Source organism: Pseudomonas sp. S12(2018) (assembly GCF_024355235.1).
In the GTDB taxonomy this organism is placed as follows: domain Bacteria; phylum Pseudomonadota; class Gammaproteobacteria; order Pseudomonadales; family Pseudomonadaceae; genus Aquipseudomonas; species Aquipseudomonas palmensis.
The window spans coordinates 191,386-209,993 of record NZ_QLAD01000001.1 but is presented as its reverse complement, the minus strand read 5'-3'; the positions used below and the strand labels follow the sequence as shown (position 1 = coordinate 209,993).

Below are 18,608 nucleotides of genomic sequence, written 5' to 3'. Positions count from 1 at the left end.
CGATGGTTTCACTCCATCTCGATGATGACCTGCTCCTGCCACTTCTGCGGCAGGGCCTTGGAGGTGGCTTCCCATGCCGCTGCATCCTTGATCGGCTGCGCCGGCGCGTACTGCTCGTTGGGCAGCAGCTTGGCCTGCACGTCCGCCGGCAGCTTCAGGTGCTCGGCACGAATCGGCCGCGCATGGCCGATGGCCAGGTTGGTCTGCCCGGCATCGCTGAAGATGTATTCACGGGTCAGCTTGGCGGCGTTCGGATGCTTGGCGTACTTGTTGATGATGGTGGTGTAGCCGGACATCACCGAGCCGTCGGACGGGATCAGCACCTCGAAGCGTTTCGGGTCGATCTGCTCGCGGTAGCTCAGGCCGTTGAAGTCCCACACCACGCCGACCTCGATCTCGCCCTTCTCAAGGGTCTGGATGGTCGGGTTGGCCAGCGACAGGCGCTTCTGCTGGGCCAGCTTGGTGAACAGTTGCAGGCCCGGCTCGATGTTGGACTCGTCGCCCTTGTAGGCAATGGCTGCAGCCAGTACGCCGTTGGCCGCCTGGGCAGCGGTGCCGACGTCACCGATGGCGACCTTGTACTTGCCCTTTTCCAGGTCGTGCCAGGTCTTGGGAATGTCTTCTTCCTTGACCAGCTGCTTGTTGATGATGAAGGCGATGGTGCCGGTATAGGCCAGTGCCCAGTGTCCGTCCTGGTCCTTGGCCCAGGTCGGTATCTGCTCCCAGGTGCTGGGCTTGTACGGCTGGGTCACGCCCTTGGCCAGCGCAATGGGGCCGAAGGCGGCGCCGACGTCGCCGATATCGGCGCTGGCGTTGTCTTTCTCGGCATCGAACTTGGCCACTTCCTGGGCCGAGCTCATGTCGGTGTCCATGTGCTTGAGGCCGTACTTGCTTGCCAGGTCCGCCCAGGTGCCCTTCCAGTTGGCCCAGGCATCGGGCATGCCGACGCTGTTGACGACGCCTTCCTTGCGGGCGGCGTCCTCGAGGGCCTTGAGGTCGGTGTCCGCGGCCATGGCCGAGGTGCACAGGGCAATACTGGTGCCTAACAGTGAGGCCAGAAAAAGCTGTTTCATCCGAAGCTCCTTGATGGGTGCCGTGCAAAACGCTGAGAGGGTTTCGATTCGGTTGGTCTAGGTCAGCAATACCCGAGCCAAGGTAGGCCGGTTGCATGACAGTTTGATGTCGAAGGCGCCGCGCCAGGTGTGTGCAGCGGCCCTGAAAATAGAGCGTAGACCAGTTTCAAGTGCTTGATCCGCAACGCCTTGACCGCGCTCGACCGGGCCTGTGCGTGACCGTCCGGCGCGCTGTCATGTGCCGTTCATGTGGATTGCCTAGGCTTTGGTTACTCCGCCCGGCCATCGTCGCTGCGCCGTTCTGGCACACGCACCAGGCTGGACTAGTCCAGATAGGTAACCCTTGATGCATCGACTGCCCACGCGTGCAGTAACAGCCATATGCAATGCCCTGCAAGAGCAGATCGAGCATGGCCTGCTGGCGCCCGGCTGCAAGTTGCCGGCCGAACGCAAGCTCAGCGAGGTGTTCGATACCACGCGCATCACCCTGCGCGAGGCGCTGGTGCAACTGGAGGCCTGCGGGCTGATCTACCGCGAGGAACGCCGTGGCTGGTTCGTGGCGCCCCAGCGCCTGAGCTATGACCTGATCGAGCGCAGCCACTTCCATGCCATGGTGCGCGACCAGGGTCGACAGCCGGCTACCGAACTGTTGTCGGCCCGCCTGCAGCCGGCGCCGGCGGCGATCTGTGCGCGCCTGCAATTGCCGGCGCTGTCCAGCGTGATCCAGATCTGCCGCCTGCGGCGTATCGATGGGCGCGCGGTGCTCTATGCCGAGCATTACCTCAACCCCGAGTACTTTGCCGGGATTCTGGATTTCGACCTGAGCCAGTCGCTGACCGAGCTGTACGCGCTGCACTACGGCATCGCCTATGGCCGGGTGCGTTTCGAGACGCTGCCCACCGCGTTGCCGGTAGCGGCGGCGATGGCACTGAAGGTGTCGGCCGGCAGTGCCGGCCTGCATATCACCCGGGTCAACAGCGACCAGCACGGGCGGCTGATCGACTGCGACCTGGAGTACTGGCGCCACGATGCGATTCGCATCGTGGCCGAGGCGGGCTAGGCGTTGCTGTCGGCGGGGGCGGTGTCCTGCGCGGGGCCACCGCCGGCGGTCACCACCTGCACCGAAAGACGCGGGGTAGCCAGGTCCAGCCCGGCTTCGTCGAGCTGGCGCTTGAGCGCCAGGTTGAATGCCCGCGACACCTCCCATTGCTTGATCGGCGCGGTCTTGAAGCGCGCGCGCAGCACCGCCGAGCCGGACTCGAAGCTCTCCACCCCCTGGAACTCCAGCGGCGACCAGATATTGCGCCGTTGCAGCGGATCGCTGCGCATCTTCTGGCCCACGTCGCGAACCAGGCCGATGGCCTTGTCGATGCTCATGTTGTAGGGGATGGCGATGCGGAAGATCGCGTAGCCGAATTCGCGCGAGTAGTTCTTGATGCTCTTGATCTCGCTGAACGGGATGGTGTGCACGATGCCGTCGATGTCGCGCAGGCGCACGGTACGGATGGTCAGGCCTTCGACGGTCCCCAGGTGGCCGCCGACATCCACATAATCATCGATGGCCAGGGAGTCCTCGATGATGATGAACAGGCCGGTGATCAGGTCGGCCACCAGCGATTGCGCACCAAAGCCGATGGCCAGGCCGATCACACCGGCACCGGCCAGCAGCGGCGTGACGTTCATGCCCATGTTGGCCAGGGCCACGATCACCGCGATGATGAAGATGGCCACGAACAGCACGTTGCGGATCAGCGGCATCATGGTTTGCGCACGGGCATTGGCCAGGCCCTTGCGCGAGCGGGTCAGTGCGTGGTGCACGGCGGTGTCGCTGAGGATCCACACCAGCCAGGCGGCGATCAGCGTACCGGCCAGGCCGAACACGCGCACCGCCACCTCGTGGCCTTCGCCCTCGGTGAAACCGATCAGCGAGAAGCCCCATACACGCAGGCCCAGCTCGATGAACACCAGCCAGATGAGCAGGTGCACCAGGGTGTAGCCAAAGCTCTTGAGACGTTCGGCGTAGACCGCCTGGCGCCGGTTGGCCCGCTGCGGCTTGAGCGCATGGCGGCGCACCAGGCCGTTGACCACCATGCACATCACCACCAGCACCGTGCACATCAGCGACTGGCGCAGGGCCGTGCTGGTGTCGCCGGCGGACACGAACGTGGCAAACAGCGAAATGCCCACCAGCACCAGGGCCGGCAGGTACCAGAAGGTGCCGAGGATCTCGATGGTGTCGCTCAGGGCGCGGCGCGTCAGGCGCCGAGACAGCGGCTGGTTGCGAATGAGGTGCGCGATGGGGCGGCGAAAGCGCAGGATGAACAGCCCGGTGGACAGCGCCGCCAGAATGTTGGCCAGGGTCGCCAGGGTGTGCGCCAGGTGGTCGCCCAGGGCGGCCGCCATGCGTGGGTCGTTCATCGCCTCGCCGAAGGCGGCAAAGCTGCCGATCAGCCACAGCGGACGGAACGCGCGGTGGCGCAGGATGTACAGGGCGCGGTGGCGGTGCGGCCCATCGAGCAGCGAGAAGGCGATCACGCAGATGGCCGAGAAGCAGGTGCCGACCACCAGGGCGTAGGCCAGTACCATGGCCATCGACTTGCCCAGCGAAGAGGGCAGGGCAAAGCTCAGGTACACGGTGATGATCAGCGCCACCAGCCAAGGCCCGAGCTTGCGCAGGGCGAAGCGCACCAGGTCCCAGGTGCGCGGGTGTTGCGGCAGCTCTTCGGTGAGGCCGAAGCGCAGGCGTACCTGGTGGCTTACCCAGTTCAGCGCGTAGGCCAGCAGGCTCCAGAGCGCGATGATGGCGGCGAAACCGAACAGGATCGTCGGCCATTCATGCACCGGCACCACCCGCGCACTGAGCTCGATCTGGGCCAGCTCCAGTTCGCGGCTCCAGCGGTTGAACGGGCTGGCCTCGCCGCTGAACTGCTTTTCCAGTTCATTGAAGGTGGTGCCGATCAGGCCCAGCACACCTTGCTCGGCACTGGGCTGGGCTTGCCTGGTGGCGTCGCGCAGCTTCTTCAGGTCGGCCAGCAGCTTGCTGCGTTGCTGGTCGTTCTCGAGGTTCTTGATGACATCGTCGAGCGATTGCGCGAGGGGTTCAGTCGCCTCGGGCTGGGGTTTGCTCGAACCGCCAAGCAGGCCCGGAAGGCCGGCCGCGTGTGCGTGGCCCAGGGGCAGGAACAGAATCAGCAGCAGGGACAGGAAACGCAGGAAGGCAGGCACCGGACGATCAACCTCGAACACTCAATCGCCCGAGTGTAGAGCATTTGTCAGGTGAGTTTCTCGAGGATCTTCCACACCATGATGCCCAGGATGCCCAGCATGCCGATCCACATCATCAGCACCCCGCTGTTGCGCTCGCGCATGCTGAAGCCGACGGTGAGCAGGATCAACCCGGCGATCACCGGGAGGAACATCGTTTGAAACTCGGACATGCGCAAGGTCCTTATGCTGTAGGAGGTGTAATGATGGGCAAGCATAGCGCCAAATGTTTGCGCGCGGGTTGATGGGGGTCAGTCGTGGCCTCTTCGCTGGCAAGCCAGCGCCCACAGGTACGGCGCCTGTTTGGCGATCACCGCAGTGCTGTGGGCGCAGGCCTGTCAGGTCAGGGCAGATCGCGGCTCAGGTAGAACGCGGTCAGCACCTTGACCAGGTGCGCCAGGTCCTGGCTGCCGCACAGCTCGCGGATCGAGTGCATGGCAAACGTCGGCAGGCCGATGTCCACCGTGCGCACACCCAGGTGGCTGGCGGTGATCGGGCCGATGGTCGAGCCGCAGCCCATGTCGCTGCGCACCACGAAGCTCTGCACCGGCACTTCCTCGGCCATGCACAGGTGGCGGAAGAAACCGGCGGTTTCGCTGTTGGTGGCGTAGCGCTGGTTGTTGTTGACCTTGATCACCGGGCCGGCGTTGAGCTTGGGCCCGTGGTTGCCGTCGTGCCGGTCGGCGTAGTTGGGGTGCACGCCGTGGGCATTGTCGGCCGACACCAGCAGCGAGCGCTGGATGGCCCGGACGAAATCGTCACCGTCGGGCAGCAGGCGGCGCAGGGTCTGTTCCAGCATCGGGCCGTCGGCGCCGCAGGCGGAGCTGGAGCCGACCTCTTCGTGGTCGTTGCACACCAGTACGCAGGTCTCGTCGCTGTCGGCGGCCAGCAGGGCCTGCAGGCCGGCGTAGCACGACAGCAGGTTGTCCAGCCGCGCGCCGGCGATGAAGTCGCCATGCAGGCCGACCACGGCGGCGTCCTGGGTGTCGTAGAAGCTCAGCTCGTAGTCCAGCACCACGTCGGCGTTCAGGCCATGTTCGCGGGCCAGTTGCTCGGTGAGCAGGGCGCGAAAGTCGACGCGCTCGTCACCGGCCACCTGGGCCAGGATCGGTGGCAGCTCGGTCTGCGGGTTGATCGCCCAGCCTTCGTTGGCGCTGCGGTTGAGGTGGATCGCCAGGTTGGGGATCACCGCGATGGGCTGCTTGAAGTCGATCAGCTGGCTTTCGACCTTGCCGTCACGGCGGAAGGTCACGCGCCCGGCCAGCGACAGGTCGCGGTCGAACCAGGGCGCCAGCAGGGCGCCACCGTAGACTTCCACGCCCAGCTGCCAGAAGCCCTGGCGCTGCAGTTCGGGCTGTGGCTTGACGCGCAGGCAGGGGCTGTCGGTGTGGGCGCCGACCAGGCGAATGCCGTCGAGCAGCGGCGAATGGCGGCCGAGCTTGATGGCGATGATCGAGGAGTCGTTGCGGGTCAGGTAGTAGCGTCCGCCGGGCGTGGTGGCCCAGCTGTCACGTTCGTCCAGGCGCTGGTAGCCGGCGGCCTCGAGGCGCTGCGACAGGCTGGCGGTGGCGTGGAACGGCGTGGGGGAGGCCTTGAGAAAGTCGATCAGGCCTTGGTTCAGTGCATCGCGCATAGGTCACTCCAGACAGCAGTGGCGCGAGTTTAACGTATTGATCACGGATTTGCGTGGGCCCTATCGCGGGGCAAGCCCGCTCCCACAGCGTTCAGGGTGATCGTTGTGGGAGCGGGCTGACCCGCGATGGCCGCGCCGCGGTGTATCAGAACGGCGCCGGGCACTCGAAGCGCAGTCGTTCGCCGCTCACCGGGTGGGTGAAGCTCAGCATGCTGGCATGCAGACACAACCGCTCATGCGCCGCCAGGGCCTCGGGGTAGGCGTACAGTCGATCCCCCAGCAGCGGATGCCCGATCGACAGCATGTGCACGCGCAACTGGTGCGAACGCCCGGTAATCGGCGTGAGCTCCACCCGGCAATGATCGCCACAGCGCTCGACGATGCGCCAGAAGGTCAGCGCATGCTTGCCCTGCTCGTGGTCCACCACGTGCCGTGGCTTGGTGGGCGGGTCGTAGCGCAACGGCAGGTCGATGCTGCCGCTGTCCAGCGCAGGCTGGCCCCAGCACAGCGCGGTGTAGGCCTTCTCGGTTTCACGGTCATGGAACTGGCGCGACAGCTCGCGGTGGCTGTCGGCGTCGCGCGCCAGCAGGATGATCCCCGAGGTTTCCCAATCCAGACGGTGCACGATCAGGGCGTCGGGGTAGCCGTTTTCCTGCAGGCGGGTGATCAGGCAATCCTTGTTGTCGTCGGCGCGCCCCGGCACGGACAGCAGCAGGGTCGGCTTGTTGACCACCAGGATGGCGGCATCCTGGTGAAGGATGTGAACGTTGGACAGCGGCATTGCGTGTTCTCTGCAAACGCCAACGGCGGCGGCCGGGCCCGGGCTGTATGAGCCCGGGCCCGGCCGCCGCCGTGGCAGGTTACCCCTGTGCGCCGATCAACGATCGGGCAGGGTGATATTGAGTTCCAGGATGGAGCAGCTGCCCTGGTTCTCCAGAGCGACGTGCACATCATCCGAGCCGATGTTGACGTACTTGCGGATCACCTCGACCAGTTCCTTCTGCAAGGCTGGCAGGTAGTCCGGAGTACTGCGCTGGCCGCGCTCGTGCGCCACGATGATCTGTAGACGCTCTTTCGCGACCGACGCGGTGCTTACTTTTTTGTTGGCACGAAAGAAGTCAAAAAGGTTCATTGGTCAGTTGCCTCCAAACAGGCGCTCGAAGAATCCCTTCTTCTGTACATCGAGGAACCGGTGTTCCACGGTTTTGCCCAGCAGGCGGTCGACGGTGTCGCTGTAGGCCTGGCCGGCATCGCTCTGGTCGTCGAGGATCACCGGCACACCCTGGTTGGATGCCTTGAGCACCGCCTGGGATTCGGGGATCACGCCCAGCAGCGCGACGGCGAGGATTTCCTTGACGTCCTCGACACCGAGCATTTCGCCCTTGCTCACGCGCTCTGGATGGTAGCGGGTGATCAGCAGGTGTTCCTTGATCGGGTCTTCGTTGCGTTCGGAACGGCGCGACTTGCTGGCCAGCAGGCCCAGCATGCGGTCCGAGTCACGTACCGAGGAGACTTCCGGGTTGGTCACCACGATGGCTTCGTCGGCGAAGTACATGGCCAGGTGGGCGCCTTTCTCGATACCGGCCGGCGAGTCGCAGACCACGTATTCGAATTGCTCCTTGAGCTCCATCAGGACCCGCTCCACGCCTTCGAGCGTGAGGGCATCCTTGTCACGGGTCTGGCTGGCGGCCAGCACGTACAGGTTCTCGAGGCGCTTGTCCTTGATCAGGGCCTGCTGCAGGTTGGCTTCGCCGTTGACCACGTTGACGAAGTCGTACACCACGCGGCGTTCGCAGCCCATGATCAGATCGAGGTTACGCAGGCCGACGTCGAAGTCGACGATGACCGTCTTGTGGCCGCGCAGTGCGAGGCCGGTACCGATAGCGGCGCTGGTGGTGGTCTTACCCACACCACCCTTGCCGGATGTAACCACTAGAATCTTGGCCAAGGTGTATCACCCCTAAAGAAAAAGGACGTTGAGGTCCCAGAAATATCCAAACCGGCAACATATGGAAAAGTTGCGCTGAAAATGGCGGCAAGTATCCGTTAAAGACGGGTGATGTTCAACACGTCACCGGACAGGCTGACCTGCACGTTGGCCCCCCACAACGGGTCGCGACGCAGGTCTTCGGCCACCTTGTACTGCCCGGCGATCGAGACCATTTCGGCGGTCAGCTGCTGACAGAAAATACGTGCCCTGGTGTTGCCCTTGATACCGGCGAGGGCGCGACCGCGCATCGCGCCGTAAACATGGATGTTGCCATCGGCCAGAAGTTCCGCACCGGGGCTGACCGAAGCCAGTACCACCAGGTCGCCGCCCTGAGCATAGATCTGTTGGCCGCCACGCACCGGCGAGGTGATGATTTTTGTCGGTTTTACCGCAGGCTCCGGCGGCGGGGCCGGGGCCGGGGCCGGCTCGGGCTTGGGCGCCGGTGGCACCTCCACCGCAGGCTCCAGCGCACGTTCGCGGGCACCGGACGGCGGCAGCACCGGCAGGTCGATGGCAATGGCGGCGGCGATGTCCTCGATACGGCTGGCGCGAATGGCCAGGGTACGCAGGCCATGGTGGCGGCATACGCGCATCAGCCCGGGCAGGTCGACCGCGCCTTCGCCGGCCGGCAGCTTGTCCAGCGCCAGCACCAGCGGGGTGTTGCTGAAGAAGTTGGGGGCCTGGGCGACTTTGGCCGCCAGTTGCCGATCGAGGCCTTCGAGGTCGTTCTGCGCAAGCTCGAGCACCGTGATGGCGAGCATGCTGCCCTTGAGCTGGAACACGGGGGCTTGGTCTGGCGTCTGGGTTTGGCTCATGGTTGGCATAAGGCAGCTTGTTACGAAAAAGTGCTCAGACTTATAACGAGAACGCCGGTTAGCCGCAACCCGCAGCGAACCGTTGTAGAATGCCCGGCCATCGTCTTTGCGGAATGTTTAATGGATCGCCCGCGTTTTCGCCTTTATTTTCTTCATCCACGCTTCTGGCCGCTGTGGCTGGGCCTGGCCCTGCTGTGGCTGATCGTGCAGCTGCCCTACCGGGCTTTGCTGGTGCTGGGCCGCCTGCTGGGCGCGCTGATGTACCGTGTTGCCGGTGACCGTCGACGCATTGCTGCGCGCAACCTGGAACTGTGTTTCCCCGAATTACCGTCTGTCGAACGAACCCGTCTGCTCAAGGAAAACTTCGCTTCCACCGGCATCGCCTTCTTCGAAATGGCCATGAGCTGGTGGTGGCCAAAGGCCCGGTTGGCGCGCCTGGCGCACATCGAGGGGCTGGAGCACCTGCAGGCGGCGCAGCGTGACGGGCAGGGGGCCATCCTGATGGCCCTGCACTTCACCACGCTGGAGATCGGTGCGGCGCTGCTGGGCCAGGAACACACCATCGATGGCATGTACCGCGAGCACAAGAACCCGTTGTTCGACTTCGTGCAGCGCCGTGGGCGCGAGCGGCACAACCTCGACTCGCTGGCCGTGGAGCGCGAGGACGTGCGCGGCATGCTCAAGCTGTTGCGCTCGGGGCGCGCCATCTGGTATGCGCCCGACCAGGACTACGGCGCCAAGCAGAGCGTGTTCGTGCCGCTGTTCGGGATCGAGGCGGCTACCGTGACCGCCACCACCAAGTTCGCCCGCCTGGGGCGGGCGCGGGTGATCCCGTTCACCCAGCAGCGCCTGGCGGACGGCAGTGGCTACCGGCTGGTGATCCATGCGCCGCTGCAGGATTTTCCGGGGGAGAGCGAAGAGGCCGACTGCCTGCGCATCAACCAGTGGATCGAGTCGGTGCTGCGCGAATGCCCCGAGCAGTACCTGTGGGCACACCGACGCTTCAAGTCGCGCCCGCCGGGGGCGCCCAAGCTGTACTAGGACAATCGTGGGGTGGCTATCGCGGGTCAAGCCCGCTCCCACAAGGGTAGCCACAAACCTGTGGGAGCGGGCTTGGCCCGCGATGCAGTCGATAGGGATCTCAGGGAGTACCCCATGCCAGCACCCCAACCGGTCACCGGCCTGATCCTCTCGGGCGGTGGCGCCCGTGCCGCCTACCAGGTCGGCGTGCTCGCCGGCATCGCCGACCTGCTGCCCGCCGGCGCCGGCAACCCGTTCCCGGTGATCGTCGGCACCTCGGCCGGGGCCATCAATGCGGTGACCCTGGCCAGCGGTGCGATGCATTTTGCCGACGCCATCCGCCGCCTCACCGGCTTCTGGCAGGGCTTTCGCAGCCACCAGGTACTGCGCAGCGACTGGCCCGGGGTGATCCGCCAGGCCAGCCGTTTCGTCGGCCACAGCCTGCTGGGCCTGGGGGCCCAGGTACCGGTGGCGCTGCTCGACAGCTCGCCGCTGCGCAAACTGCTCAACCAGCACCTGGACCTGGACGGCATCGGCCATGCCATCGACCAGCAGCACCTGCGCGCGGTGGCGGTGACCGCGTTCGGCTACGAGTCGGGCCAGGCGGTGACCTTCTACCAGGGCAAGGGCGCCATCGACCCGTGGCTGCGCCATCGACGCATCGGCATGCCGACCCGCCTGAGCGTCGAGCACCTGCTGGCCAGTTCGGCCATCCCGTTGCTGTTTGCGCCGATCAGGCTGGGCCACGAATTCTATGGTGACGGTGCGGTGCGCCAGTCGGCGCCGATCAGCCCGGCGCTGCACCTGGGCGCCAACCGCGTGCTGGTGGTGGGGGTCAGCGGCAACCCCCAGGGGCCGACGCCGGGTGATCCACGCGAGCGGGTGTTCAGCGGCAAGCAGCCGAGCCTGGCGCAGATCGGCGGGCATCTGCTCAACAGCACGTTCATCGACAGCCTGGAAGACGACCTGGAGCTGTTGCAGCGGCTCAACCACCTGAGCCACCTGCTGCCCAGCGACGTGCAGCCCCGGCGCCTGGGCCTGGCCCCGGTGGAGGTGCTTGTGGTTGCGCCCAGCCAGCCGCTGGACGAGATCGCCGCCCGCCATCGGCGTGAACTGCCCGCCGCGCTGCGCATGTTCCTGCGCGGCCCGGGGGCGACCAAGACCAGCGGCGCCGGGGTGCTCAGCTACCTGTTGTTCGAAGCCGGCTATTGCAGCGAGCTGATCGAACTGGGCCGGCGCGACGCGCTGACCAAGCAGGGCGAGCTGTGCCGCTTTCTCGGCCTGCCTCTGCCCCGGCCCTGAGCGCTACTCGGCGATCTGCAGGCGGCGTGCCTCGGTGTACACGTAGCGCACCTTTTCATACTCGAACGGCGAGTTCAGCTGGCCGTAGCGAAAGCTGGTGGTATAGCGCTTGTCGATGGCGCGCAGTACCCAGACCTCCGGGTTGTCGCTGCTGACCTCGGCCATGTTGAGGAAGTTGATCCAGTTCTCGGCGCTGTAGTCCACCACCAGCCCGCCGGTGTCGCGCAGGTTCGACGGGCCCAGGATCGGCAGCATCAGGTACGGGCCGTCCGGCACGCCATAGAAGCCCAGGGTCTGGCCGAAGTCTTCGCTCTGGTGCGGTAGCCCCATCTTGGTCGCCGGGTCCCACAGGCCGGCGACGCCCAGGGTGGTGTTGAAGAGCAGGCGCGCGGTGATCTCCATCGAGCGCTTGCCCTTGAACTGCAGCAGGCTGTTGAGCAGGTTGGGCACATCGCCCAGGTTGCTGAAGAAGTTGCTGACCCCGGTGCGCACGAAGCTTGGGGTGATGTAGCGGTAGCCATTGACCACCGGCAGGAACACCCACTGGTCGAAGCGGTAGTTGAAGTGGTACAGCCGGCGGTTCACCGACTCGAACGGGTCGTAGACGTTCAGCGCGGTCAGGGTCGAACGCTCGAACTCGCGCTGGTCCAGGCCGGGGTTGAACTTGAGTTCCTTGAGCGGATCGGTGAAGCCGTCGGCTTCGATCACGCTGGCTCGCGCCGGGATCTCATCGGCCTGTACCAGGCCTGCGGCGAGCAACGCCGTCACGATCAGAAGTTTTTTAACCACGGAAAAACTCCAGCATCGCGTCGCTGTTGACGCGGTAATTGATATTGCCGCAGTGCCCGCCATGCGGGTACAGGGTCAGGCGGTCGCCAAAGGTGCTGCGCAGAAAGCCGATGTCGCCGGGGCCCAGGATCACATCGTCGGCGTTGTGCATCACGGCGATTTTCGGGCTGTTTTGCAGGTAGTCCTTGAGGGCATACAGGCTCACCTGGTCGATCAGCTGCAGCAGGCTGCCGCCATCGGTGCGCGCGCGCCACATGGGAATGACCTGCTCGGTCAGGTAGCAGTCGAAGTCGCATTGCAGCGCACGCTTGAAGAACGGCGTGAGGCTGCTGCCTTCGGTGATCGGGTACTTGGGCGGGGTGATCAGGCCGCGGCGGTTGATCAGGTCGGAGGTAAAGGCGATATCGGCGGACGAGAAGCGGAACGAGGTGCCGATCAGCATCGCCATCTGCTCGTTGCTCAGGTGCTGGCGCGACTGCTGGAAGTCGTAGAGCAGTGCGTCGTTGAGGTCGATGTAGCCTTTTTGCTGGAAGTAGCGGGTGAGTTTGGTCAGCACCAGTTCATAGAAGGTGGTGCTGTTGTTCACGCCCTTGACCTCGGTCTGCACCAGCTTGTCGAGGTTGCTGATCGAGGTGTAGAGGTTGACCGGCGGGTTGAGCAGCAGCACGCGCTTGAAGTTGAAGCTGCGCCGGGTTTCGTCCAGGTGGCTGACGAAGGCTGCGTCGAGGGCACCGAGGCTGTAGCCGGTGAGGTAGTACTCGCTGACAGGCAGGCGCGGGTGCTGGGCGCGCACGCCCTGCATCACCCGGTACAGGTCTTCGGCGTCTTCGGCGCTCACGCCCGGGGTGGCGAAGCGCGAGGCGGCGCTGATGAAGTCGAAGCTGGTGGGCGATGACAGCTGCACCACGTGGTAGCCGGCCTTGTAGTAGAGGCGCTTGAGGTACTCGTTGAGGCTGCTGGTGTAGGGCGCGCCGGTACCGGCGATCAGGAAGATCAGCGGCGCCTCGTGGTCCTGTCGGGCCAGGCGATAGCGCAGCTTCTTGACCGCCCAGAAGTTGTCCGGAAGGGTGAACTCGCGTTCGGGGCGCAGGTTGAGGCTGTAGTCGGACTGATCGATGTCATCGTCGGTCGGCAGTTCGGGGCGCAGGTCGGGCGGTGTGGAGGCGATCGTCGCCTCGAAGGGATTGGTCAGCGGGTAGCCATAGGTGGCCGCATCGACATCCACCGCAGACGCGGCCGCACTCATCAAGAGGCCACCCAGCAGGGCAGCAAGGCGCAGTGATCGAAGCATGACGGATCCCCAGGAAAGGCAAGGCAAAGTGTGTACTGCAGGCTAGGACACTCGTGCTATCGGCAAAGTTGCCTTGTGCCCCGGCATTTACCGTCCCCGATGTTGCCGTGCGGGCCAGTGCCAGGGCAACAGCGGGTTTTGTTTCTTTGCTGATAAAAGTAGCTCAGGCCGCCGCTTTTGCCTTGCACAGGCCCGGTGGGGGATTATGCTGGGCGCCGTTTTCCTGTTTCCGGAGTTGTCATGTCCCGCCGTTTGCCGCTGATTGCCTTGCTTGTGTGCCTGTCGCTGTGGGCTGCGGCCTGCTATGGGGTGCGTTACGGCTTCATGGAGGATGTCAGGTGGGTCGGTGTGTGCAGCTCGCCCCAGGTGAGCTGGGAGTGCCAGTTGCGCGCCACGCTGGGCCTGATGATCCACTTGCGGGTGCCGGGCTGGGTCGCCCTGGCGTTGGCCGTGGTGGCGACGCTGATGCCGCGTCGGGCCGGCTGGTGGCTGGCGGTGCTGTCACTGGTGTTCGGGCTGCCGGCACTGGCGCTGTACACCGTGAGCCTGGCGGCGTTCGCGCTGGTGCTGGCGGGGTTGCGGCTGGTGCGGCGCACGGCCTGAGGCTCACGCTGTATCGTTCGCCGGCAAGGCCGGCGCCTACCGGGTTCAACGCCTCCCTGCAGAGCCGGCCTTGCCGGCGAAGAGCCGACGCTCAGCCCTGCCTGATCCGCAGGCAGCGCCACAGCGCCGCGGCCATCAGCGCGCTCACCAGGGCCCACACCAGCGCCTGCTGGCTGCTCAAGCCCTCGATGAACAGCTGCGGCGCAATCCCGGCGCCGACGATGAAGGTCAGCAAGGCCACCTCGGCGCGCGCCACCCGCACCGGTCGCAGCAGGTACACCACCGCCGGCAGCACCAGCGCCGGGCTCGGGAAGCTGCGGTAGCGCGGGTCGAACACCAGCGCCAGCATGCTCACCGCCGCCGCGAAGCCGGCCGCCATCACCCACCAGCCGGCACGCGCCTGCAGCCAGGCGAACAGGCGCTCACGCCAGCCACTGCGCTGTGCCAGCGCCAGCGCGCCATGGGCCAGTACCACCAGGTTGAGCCCCGCCAGCAGCACGGCCCACAACCACTCGCCAACGAAGCGGCTGTTGACCCGTACCAGCTCGCCCCACAACCCCAGGCTGGCGGCCCCCAGTGCGGCCAGCAAGGGCAGCGCCAGGGCGCCACGCACGCCGCGCACCGGCCCGGCCAGGGCCAGGGTGGCGGCGAACAGCAGCACGCCGATGCCCAGCCACTGCGGCCAGAACGGCAGGTTGCTCACCGGGCCTTCGAGTATGCCCTTGTCCTGCCGGTCGGCATCGTACAGCCCCCAGTAACCGCCCACCGCGCCTTCGCTGGCGCGCTTCCACGGCTGGTCGAAGGCTTCGATCAGGTTGTAATGCCAGCCATTCTGCTCGGCCATGGCGACGAACCCGCGAATGAAGCGCGCTTCGTTGACCCGGCTGGGCAGGGCGGTCTCGCGCTGGCGCCCTTCGCTGGGCCAGCCGGTTTCGCCGATCATCACGTCCTTGGGCGCGAAGCGGTTGCCGAACACCTGGCGGATCTCGCCAACGTGGGCCAGCGCTTCGTCGATGCCCTTGGGATCATCTTCCCAGTAGGGCAGCAGGTGAATGGTCACGAAGTCCACCTGCGGCGCGATCTGTGGGTGCTGCAGCCAGAACTCCCACACGTCGGCGTAGGTCACCGGTACCTGCACCTGGCTTTTCACCTGGTGGATCAGATCGGCCAGGTGATCGCCCGTCACTTCCTTGCGCAACAGCACCTCGTTGCCCACGATCACGGCGCGGGTGATGTCCGGGTTGGCATTGGCGGTGGCGATCAGGGCCTTGATCTCCTTGGCCGTGACCAGCGGGTCGGCACTCACCCAGGCCCCGAACATCACCTTCAGGCCGTACTTGCGCGCCAGCTGCGGGATCGCTTCCAGGCCCGTCATCGAGTAGGTGCGGATGCATTCGAAGCGCTGTGCAAGCAGGGCGAGGTCGGCCTCCACGCGCTCCGGGCGCAGGGTGAAGGGCTGGTCGAACGGCGACTGGTCCTTGTCGAAGGGCGTGTAGGAGACGCATTGCAGCTTGTGCGTGGGGCTGGCGGCGTCCGGCAGCGATACCGGCTTGCCGAGCCCGTACCAGAGCCCGCCCAACGCGAACAGGCCAAGCAGGCAGGCAAACAGGTAGGGCAGCAGCGGGAAGCGGGCAGTCGAGGGCATGGCGCGGACCGGTCAGGAAACAAAGCCGCCAATACTACCTGCAAATGCCGGCCGGTAGCGGGCCTGGCTGGCGTTGTGATGTCGTTTCTCGATGTTTCGACGTCGCTGACAGAGCAGGTTGGCCGCCAGTGGCGGTTGATGATGCAGGTTCCGTGACGTGACGAGGGGATGCCTTGATGAAAATGCGACGACTCCTGGGGGCGGGCACTGCCCTGATACTGGCCATGGGCACCAGCCTGGCCATGGCCAAGGAAGTAAGCATCGGCTACGTCGATGGGTGGTCCGACAGCGTGGCGACCACCCATGTGGCGGCCGAGGTGATCAAGCAGAAGCTCGGTTATGACGTCAAGCTGATGCCGGTGGCCACCGGCATCATGTGGCAGGGGGTGGCCACCGGAAAGCTCGATGCGATGCTGTCGGCCTGGCTGCCGGTGACCCATGGCGAATACTGGGCCAAGAACAAGGACAACGTGGTCGACTACGGCCCCAACTTCAAGGACGCCAGGATTGGCCTGATCGTGCCCGAATACGTCAAGGCGCAGTCGATCGCCGACCTCGGAAGCGATGCCGGCTTCAAGAAGAAGATCGTCGGCATCGACGCCGGGTCCGGGGTGATGCTCAAGACCGACCAGGCGATCAAGGACTACGACCTTGCCGGCTACAAGCTGCAGGCCAGCTCCGGCGCTGCCATGACCTCTGAACTGGGGCGCGCCTACGCCAAGCAGCAGCCCATCGTGGTCACCGGCTGGGTGCCGCACTGGATGTTCGCCAAGTGGAAGCTGCGTTTTCTCGAAGACCCCAAAGGCGTGTACGGCGCCGCCGAGACGGTCAACAGCATCGGCAGCAAGGAACTCGATACGAAGGCGCCGGAAGTCGCAGCGTTCCTGAAGAAGTTCTCGTGGCAATCCAAGGACGAGATCGGCGAAGTCATGCTGGCCATCCAGGAAGGCGCAAAGCCGGACGCTGCGGCGAAGGAGTGGGTCGCCAAGCACCCCGAGCGGGTCGCCGAGTGGACCGCAAAATAATGGCCTAAGGCCTCTATCTGGCACCTTCCAGGGCCGCGCGGTGTTTTGCCACCGCGCGGCCCTTTGCATGGGCGGCTGTTACGTAGCCGGTAAAAGAGTTTTACATCTAAGACTAAGGTCGTCTGGAGTGCGTCCCAAGGCAGCATAAAGTGGCGTGGTACTACCCAATCTGTGCTGCGAGGACAAAAACAATGAACGACAGCATTTATCTCTCGATACAAAACAGCCCGCGGTTCAAGGAGCTGGTTTCAAAACGTGAACGCTTCGCCTGGATTCTCTCGGCGATCATGCTCGGCCTCTACGCCGCCTTTATCCTGTTGATTGCCTACGGCCCGCAGATTCTGGGTGCCAAGCTCAGCCCCGGCTCCTCGATTACCTGGGGTATCCCGCTGGGTGTGGGTCTGATCGTTTCGGCTTTCGTGCTGACCGGCATCTACGTACGTCGTGCCAACGGTGAGTTCGACGAGCTGAACAACGCGATCCTGAAGGAGGCTCAGCAATGATCCGGCGTCTACTGGCAACACTGGCCTTTGGCGCTTTCGCGCCTGCCGTCTGGGCCGCCGACGCCCTGACCGGCGAGGTGCACAAACAACCCCTGAACGTCTCGGCGATCCTGATGTTCGTCGCCTTCGTCGGTGCCACCCTGTGCATCACCTACTGGGCTTCCAAGCGCAACAAGTCGGCCTCTGACTACTACGCCGCAGGCGGGCGAATCACGGGCTTCCAGAACGGCCTGGCGATTGCCGGCGACTACATGTCGGCAGCCTCCTTCCTGGGTATTTCCGCACTGGTATACACCTCCGGCTACGATGGCCTGATCTACTCGATCGGCTTCCTGGTGGGCTGGCCGATCATTCTGTTCCTGATCGCCGAACGCCTGCGCAACCTGGGCAAGTACACCTTTGCCGACGTGGCCTCGTATCGCCTCGGGCAAAAGCAGATCCGCACCCTGTCGGCCTCCGGCTCGCTGGTGGTGGTGGCGTTCTACCTGATCGCGCAGATGGTCGGCGCCGGCAAGCTGATCCAGCTGCTGTTCGGCCTGGACTACCACGTGGCGGTCATCCTGGTGGGTATCCTGATGTGCATGTACGTGCTGTTCGGCGGCATGCTCGCAACCACCTGGGTACAGATCATCAAGGCGGTGCTGCTGCTGTCCGGTGCCAGCTTCATGGCGCTGATGGTGATGAAGCACGTCAACTTCGACTTCAATGCGCTGTTCTCCGAAGCGATCAAGGTTCACCCCAAGGGTGAGGCGATCATGAGCCCGGGCGGCCTGGTCAAAGACCCGATCTCCGCGTTCTCGCTGGGCCTGGCGCTGATGTTCGGTACCGCTGGCCTGCCGCACATCCTGATGCGCTTCTTCACCGTGAGCGACGCCAAGGAAGCGCGCAAGAGCGTGCTGTATGCAACCGGCTTCATCGGCTACTTCTACATCCTGACCTTCATCATCGGCTTCGGCGCGATCCTGCTGGTCAGCACCAACCCGGACTTCAAGGACGCAGCAGGCGCCTTGCTGGGCGGCAACAACATGGCTGCGGTGCACCTGGCCGACGCCGTGGGCGGCAGCATCTTCCTGGGCTTCATCTCGGCAGTGGCCTTCGCCACCATCCTGGCAGTGGTTGCCGGCCTGACCCTGGCCGGTGCCTCGGCGGTGTCCCATGACCTGTATGCCAGCGTATGGCGCAAGGGCAAGGTCAACGACAAGGACGAGATCCGCGTGTCGAAGATCACCACCGTCGCACTGGGTGTGCTGGCCATCGGCCTGGGTATCCTGTTCGAAAGCCAGAACATCGCGTTCATGGTCGGCCTGGCGTTCTCGATCGCGGCCAGCTGCAACTTCCCGGTACTGCTGCTTTCGATGTACTGGAAGAAGCTGACCACCCGTGGCGCCATGATCGGCGGCTGGATGGGGCTGGTAAGTGCGGTGGGCCTGATGGTGCTCGGTCCGACCATCTGGGTGCAGATCCTGGGTCACGAGAAAGCCATCTACCCGTATGAGTACCCGGCGCTGTTCTCGATGCTGATTGCCTTTGCCGGTATCTGGTTCTTCTCGGTTACCGACAAGTCCAAGGCAGCGGATGACGAGCGTGCGCTGTTCTTCCCGCAGTTTGTCCGGTCGCAAACCGGCCTGGGGGCAAGCGGTGCTGTTTCGCACTGA

18 protein-coding genes are annotated in these 18,608 nt (G+C 64.8%); 7 read left to right on the top strand and 11 right to left on the bottom strand.

From position 1 onward, the window contains the following. Positions 1-8 precede the first annotated feature (8 nt). Positions 9-1,073, bottom strand: coding sequence for an ABC transporter substrate-binding protein (locus DN388_RS01040; protein ID WP_043859983.1), 1,065 nt, complete (start codon positions 1,071-1,073; stop codon positions 9-11). A 346-nt stretch (positions 1,074-1,419) separates the two neighbouring features. Between DN388_RS01040 and DN388_RS01035 the strand changes: the two genes are divergently transcribed. After that, positions 1,420-2,133 (top strand): UTRA domain-containing protein, encoded by a 714-nt coding sequence (locus DN388_RS01035; RefSeq protein WP_043859984.1) that lies wholly within the window; start codon positions 1,420-1,422, stop codon positions 2,131-2,133. Here DN388_RS01035 and DN388_RS01030 read toward each other — a convergent pair. The 7 genes from DN388_RS01030 to minC form a co-directional block, all read right to left on the bottom strand. Continuing rightward, positions 2,130-4,298 (bottom strand): mechanosensitive ion channel family protein, encoded by a 2,169-nt coding sequence (locus tag DN388_RS01030; protein ID WP_054914665.1) that lies wholly within the window; start codon positions 4,296-4,298, stop codon positions 2,130-2,132. The genes DN388_RS01035 and DN388_RS01030 overlap by 4 nt on opposite strands. Before the next feature lie 47 nt (positions 4,299-4,345). After that, a complete protein-coding gene (locus tag DN388_RS01025) occupies positions 4,346-4,510 on the bottom strand; it encodes a hypothetical protein (RefSeq protein WP_167400231.1) in 165 nt (54 codons plus the stop codon). Positions 4,511-4,680: 170 nt separating this feature from the next. After that, entirely contained in the window at positions 4,681-5,970 is a 1,290-nt protein-coding gene (locus DN388_RS01020; RefSeq protein WP_054914664.1) for a M18 family aminopeptidase, read from the bottom strand. Between the two features lie 145 nt (positions 5,971-6,115). After that, on the bottom strand, positions 6,116-6,751 hold the full coding sequence (locus tag DN388_RS01015; protein WP_054914663.1) for an RluA family pseudouridine synthase: 636 nt from the start codon (positions 6,749-6,751) through the stop codon (positions 6,116-6,118). Positions 6,752-6,847: 96 nt separating this feature from the next. Further along, a complete protein-coding gene (gene minE, locus DN388_RS01010) occupies positions 6,848-7,102 on the bottom strand; it encodes a cell division topological specificity factor MinE (RefSeq protein ID WP_019693048.1) in 255 nt (84 codons plus the stop codon). 3 nt (positions 7,103-7,105) lie between these two features. Continuing rightward, positions 7,106-7,918, bottom strand: a complete 813-nt coding sequence (gene minD / locus DN388_RS01005) for a septum site-determining protein MinD (RefSeq protein WP_043862644.1) — start codon at positions 7,916-7,918, stop codon at positions 7,106-7,108. A 98-nt stretch (positions 7,919-8,016) separates the two neighbouring features. Beyond that, positions 8,017-8,784 carry a septum site-determining protein MinC gene (minC, locus tag DN388_RS01000; RefSeq protein ID WP_054915872.1) on the bottom strand — a complete coding sequence of 256 codons (768 nt, stop codon included), beginning with the start codon at positions 8,782-8,784 and terminating at the stop codon, positions 8,017-8,019. A 111-nt stretch (positions 8,785-8,895) separates the two neighbouring features. Between minC and DN388_RS00995 the strand changes: the two genes are divergently transcribed. Next, a complete protein-coding gene (locus DN388_RS00995) occupies positions 8,896-9,816 on the top strand; it encodes a lipid A biosynthesis lauroyl acyltransferase (protein ID WP_043862646.1) in 921 nt (306 codons plus the stop codon). Positions 9,817-9,930: 114 nt separating this feature from the next. Beyond that, entirely contained in the window at positions 9,931-11,097 is a 1,167-nt protein-coding gene (locus tag DN388_RS00990) for a patatin-like phospholipase family protein (RefSeq protein WP_043862647.1), read from the top strand. A gap of 3 nt (positions 11,098-11,100) precedes the next feature. Here DN388_RS00990 and DN388_RS00985 read toward each other — a convergent pair whose 3' ends face one another. Together DN388_RS00985 and DN388_RS00980 are read right to left on the bottom strand one after the other, a co-directional pair. Continuing rightward, a complete protein-coding gene (locus DN388_RS00985) occupies positions 11,101-11,886 on the bottom strand; it encodes a VacJ family lipoprotein (protein WP_054915870.1) in 786 nt (261 codons plus the stop codon). Further along, complete coding sequence (locus DN388_RS00980; protein WP_043862649.1) at positions 11,879-13,177, bottom strand: serine/threonine protein kinase; 1,299 nt, start codon at positions 13,175-13,177, stop codon at positions 11,879-11,881. The genes DN388_RS00985 and DN388_RS00980 overlap by 8 nt, the downstream gene beginning before the upstream one ends. A 240-nt stretch (positions 13,178-13,417) precedes the next feature. On the opposite strand from DN388_RS00980, the gene DN388_RS00975 reads away from it, so the two are divergent. Then, on the top strand, positions 13,418-13,780 hold the full coding sequence (locus DN388_RS00975) for a hypothetical protein (RefSeq protein WP_254996424.1): 363 nt from the start codon (positions 13,418-13,420) through the stop codon (positions 13,778-13,780). A 91-nt stretch (positions 13,781-13,871) separates the two neighbouring features. Here DN388_RS00975 and DN388_RS00970 read toward each other — a convergent pair whose 3' ends face one another. Continuing rightward, entirely contained in the window at positions 13,872-15,425 is a 1,554-nt protein-coding gene (locus DN388_RS00970; RefSeq protein ID WP_254996422.1) for a beta (1-6) glucans synthase, read from the bottom strand. 176 nt (positions 15,426-15,601) lie between these two features. On the opposite strand from DN388_RS00970, the gene DN388_RS00965 reads away from it, so the two are divergent. The 3 genes from DN388_RS00965 (at position 15,602) to DN388_RS00955 (ending at position 18,608) form a co-directional block, all read left to right on the top strand. Continuing rightward, on the top strand, positions 15,602-16,450 hold the full coding sequence (locus tag DN388_RS00965) for a glycine betaine ABC transporter substrate-binding protein (protein WP_054915868.1): 849 nt from the start codon (positions 15,602-15,604) through the stop codon (positions 16,448-16,450). A 191-nt stretch (positions 16,451-16,641) separates the two neighbouring features. After that, positions 16,642-16,953 (top strand): DUF485 domain-containing protein, encoded by a 312-nt coding sequence (locus DN388_RS00960; RefSeq protein ID WP_043862653.1) that lies wholly within the window; start codon positions 16,642-16,644, stop codon positions 16,951-16,953. Beyond that, positions 16,950-18,608, top strand: coding sequence for a cation acetate symporter (locus DN388_RS00955; RefSeq protein WP_043862654.1), 1,659 nt, complete (start codon positions 16,950-16,952; stop codon positions 18,606-18,608). Before DN388_RS00960 ends, DN388_RS00955 begins: the two co-directional genes overlap by 4 nt.

What these genes read in the sequence shown, in the direction of transcription:
- DN388_RS00955 (WP_043862654.1), top strand. Translation starts at nt 16,950, where the DNA reads ATGATCCGGCGTCTACTGGCAACACTGGCCTTTGGCGCTTTCGCGCCT.
- DN388_RS00960 (WP_043862653.1), top strand. Translation starts at nt 16,642, where the DNA reads ATGAACGACAGCATTTATCTCTCGATACAAAACAGCCCGCGGTTCAAG.
- DN388_RS00965 (WP_054915868.1), top strand. Translation starts at nt 15,602, where the DNA reads ATGAAAATGCGACGACTCCTGGGGGCGGGCACTGCCCTGATACTGGCC.
- DN388_RS00980 (WP_043862649.1), bottom strand. Translation starts at nt 13,177, where the DNA reads ATGCTTCGATCACTGCGCCTTGCTGCCCTGCTGGGTGGCCTCTTGATG.
- minC (WP_054915872.1), bottom strand. Translation starts at nt 8,784, where the DNA reads ATGCCAACCATGAGCCAAACCCAGACGCCAGACCAAGCCCCCGTGTTC.
- DN388_RS00975 (WP_254996424.1), top strand. Translation starts at nt 13,418, where the DNA reads ATGTCCCGCCGTTTGCCGCTGATTGCCTTGCTTGTGTGCCTGTCGCTG.
- DN388_RS01025 (WP_167400231.1), bottom strand. Translation starts at nt 4,510, where the DNA reads ATGTCCGAGTTTCAAACGATGTTCCTCCCGGTGATCGCCGGGTTGATC.
- DN388_RS01035 (WP_043859984.1), top strand. Translation starts at nt 1,420, where the DNA reads ATGCATCGACTGCCCACGCGTGCAGTAACAGCCATATGCAATGCCCTG.
- DN388_RS01015 (WP_054914663.1), bottom strand. Translation starts at nt 6,751, where the DNA reads ATGCCGCTGTCCAACGTTCACATCCTTCACCAGGATGCCGCCATCCTG.
- minE (WP_019693048.1), bottom strand. Translation starts at nt 7,102, where the DNA reads ATGAACCTTTTTGACTTCTTTCGTGCCAACAAAAAAGTAAGCACCGCG.
- DN388_RS00970 (WP_254996422.1), bottom strand. Translation starts at nt 15,425, where the DNA reads ATGCCCTCGACTGCCCGCTTCCCGCTGCTGCCCTACCTGTTTGCCTGC.
- DN388_RS01020 (WP_054914664.1), bottom strand. Translation starts at nt 5,970, where the DNA reads ATGCGCGATGCACTGAACCAAGGCCTGATCGACTTTCTCAAGGCCTCC.
- DN388_RS00995 (WP_043862646.1), top strand. Translation starts at nt 8,896, where the DNA reads ATGGATCGCCCGCGTTTTCGCCTTTATTTTCTTCATCCACGCTTCTGG.
- DN388_RS01040 (WP_043859983.1), bottom strand. Translation starts at nt 1,073, where the DNA reads ATGAAACAGCTTTTTCTGGCCTCACTGTTAGGCACCAGTATTGCCCTG.
- DN388_RS00990 (WP_043862647.1), top strand. Translation starts at nt 9,931, where the DNA reads ATGCCAGCACCCCAACCGGTCACCGGCCTGATCCTCTCGGGCGGTGGC.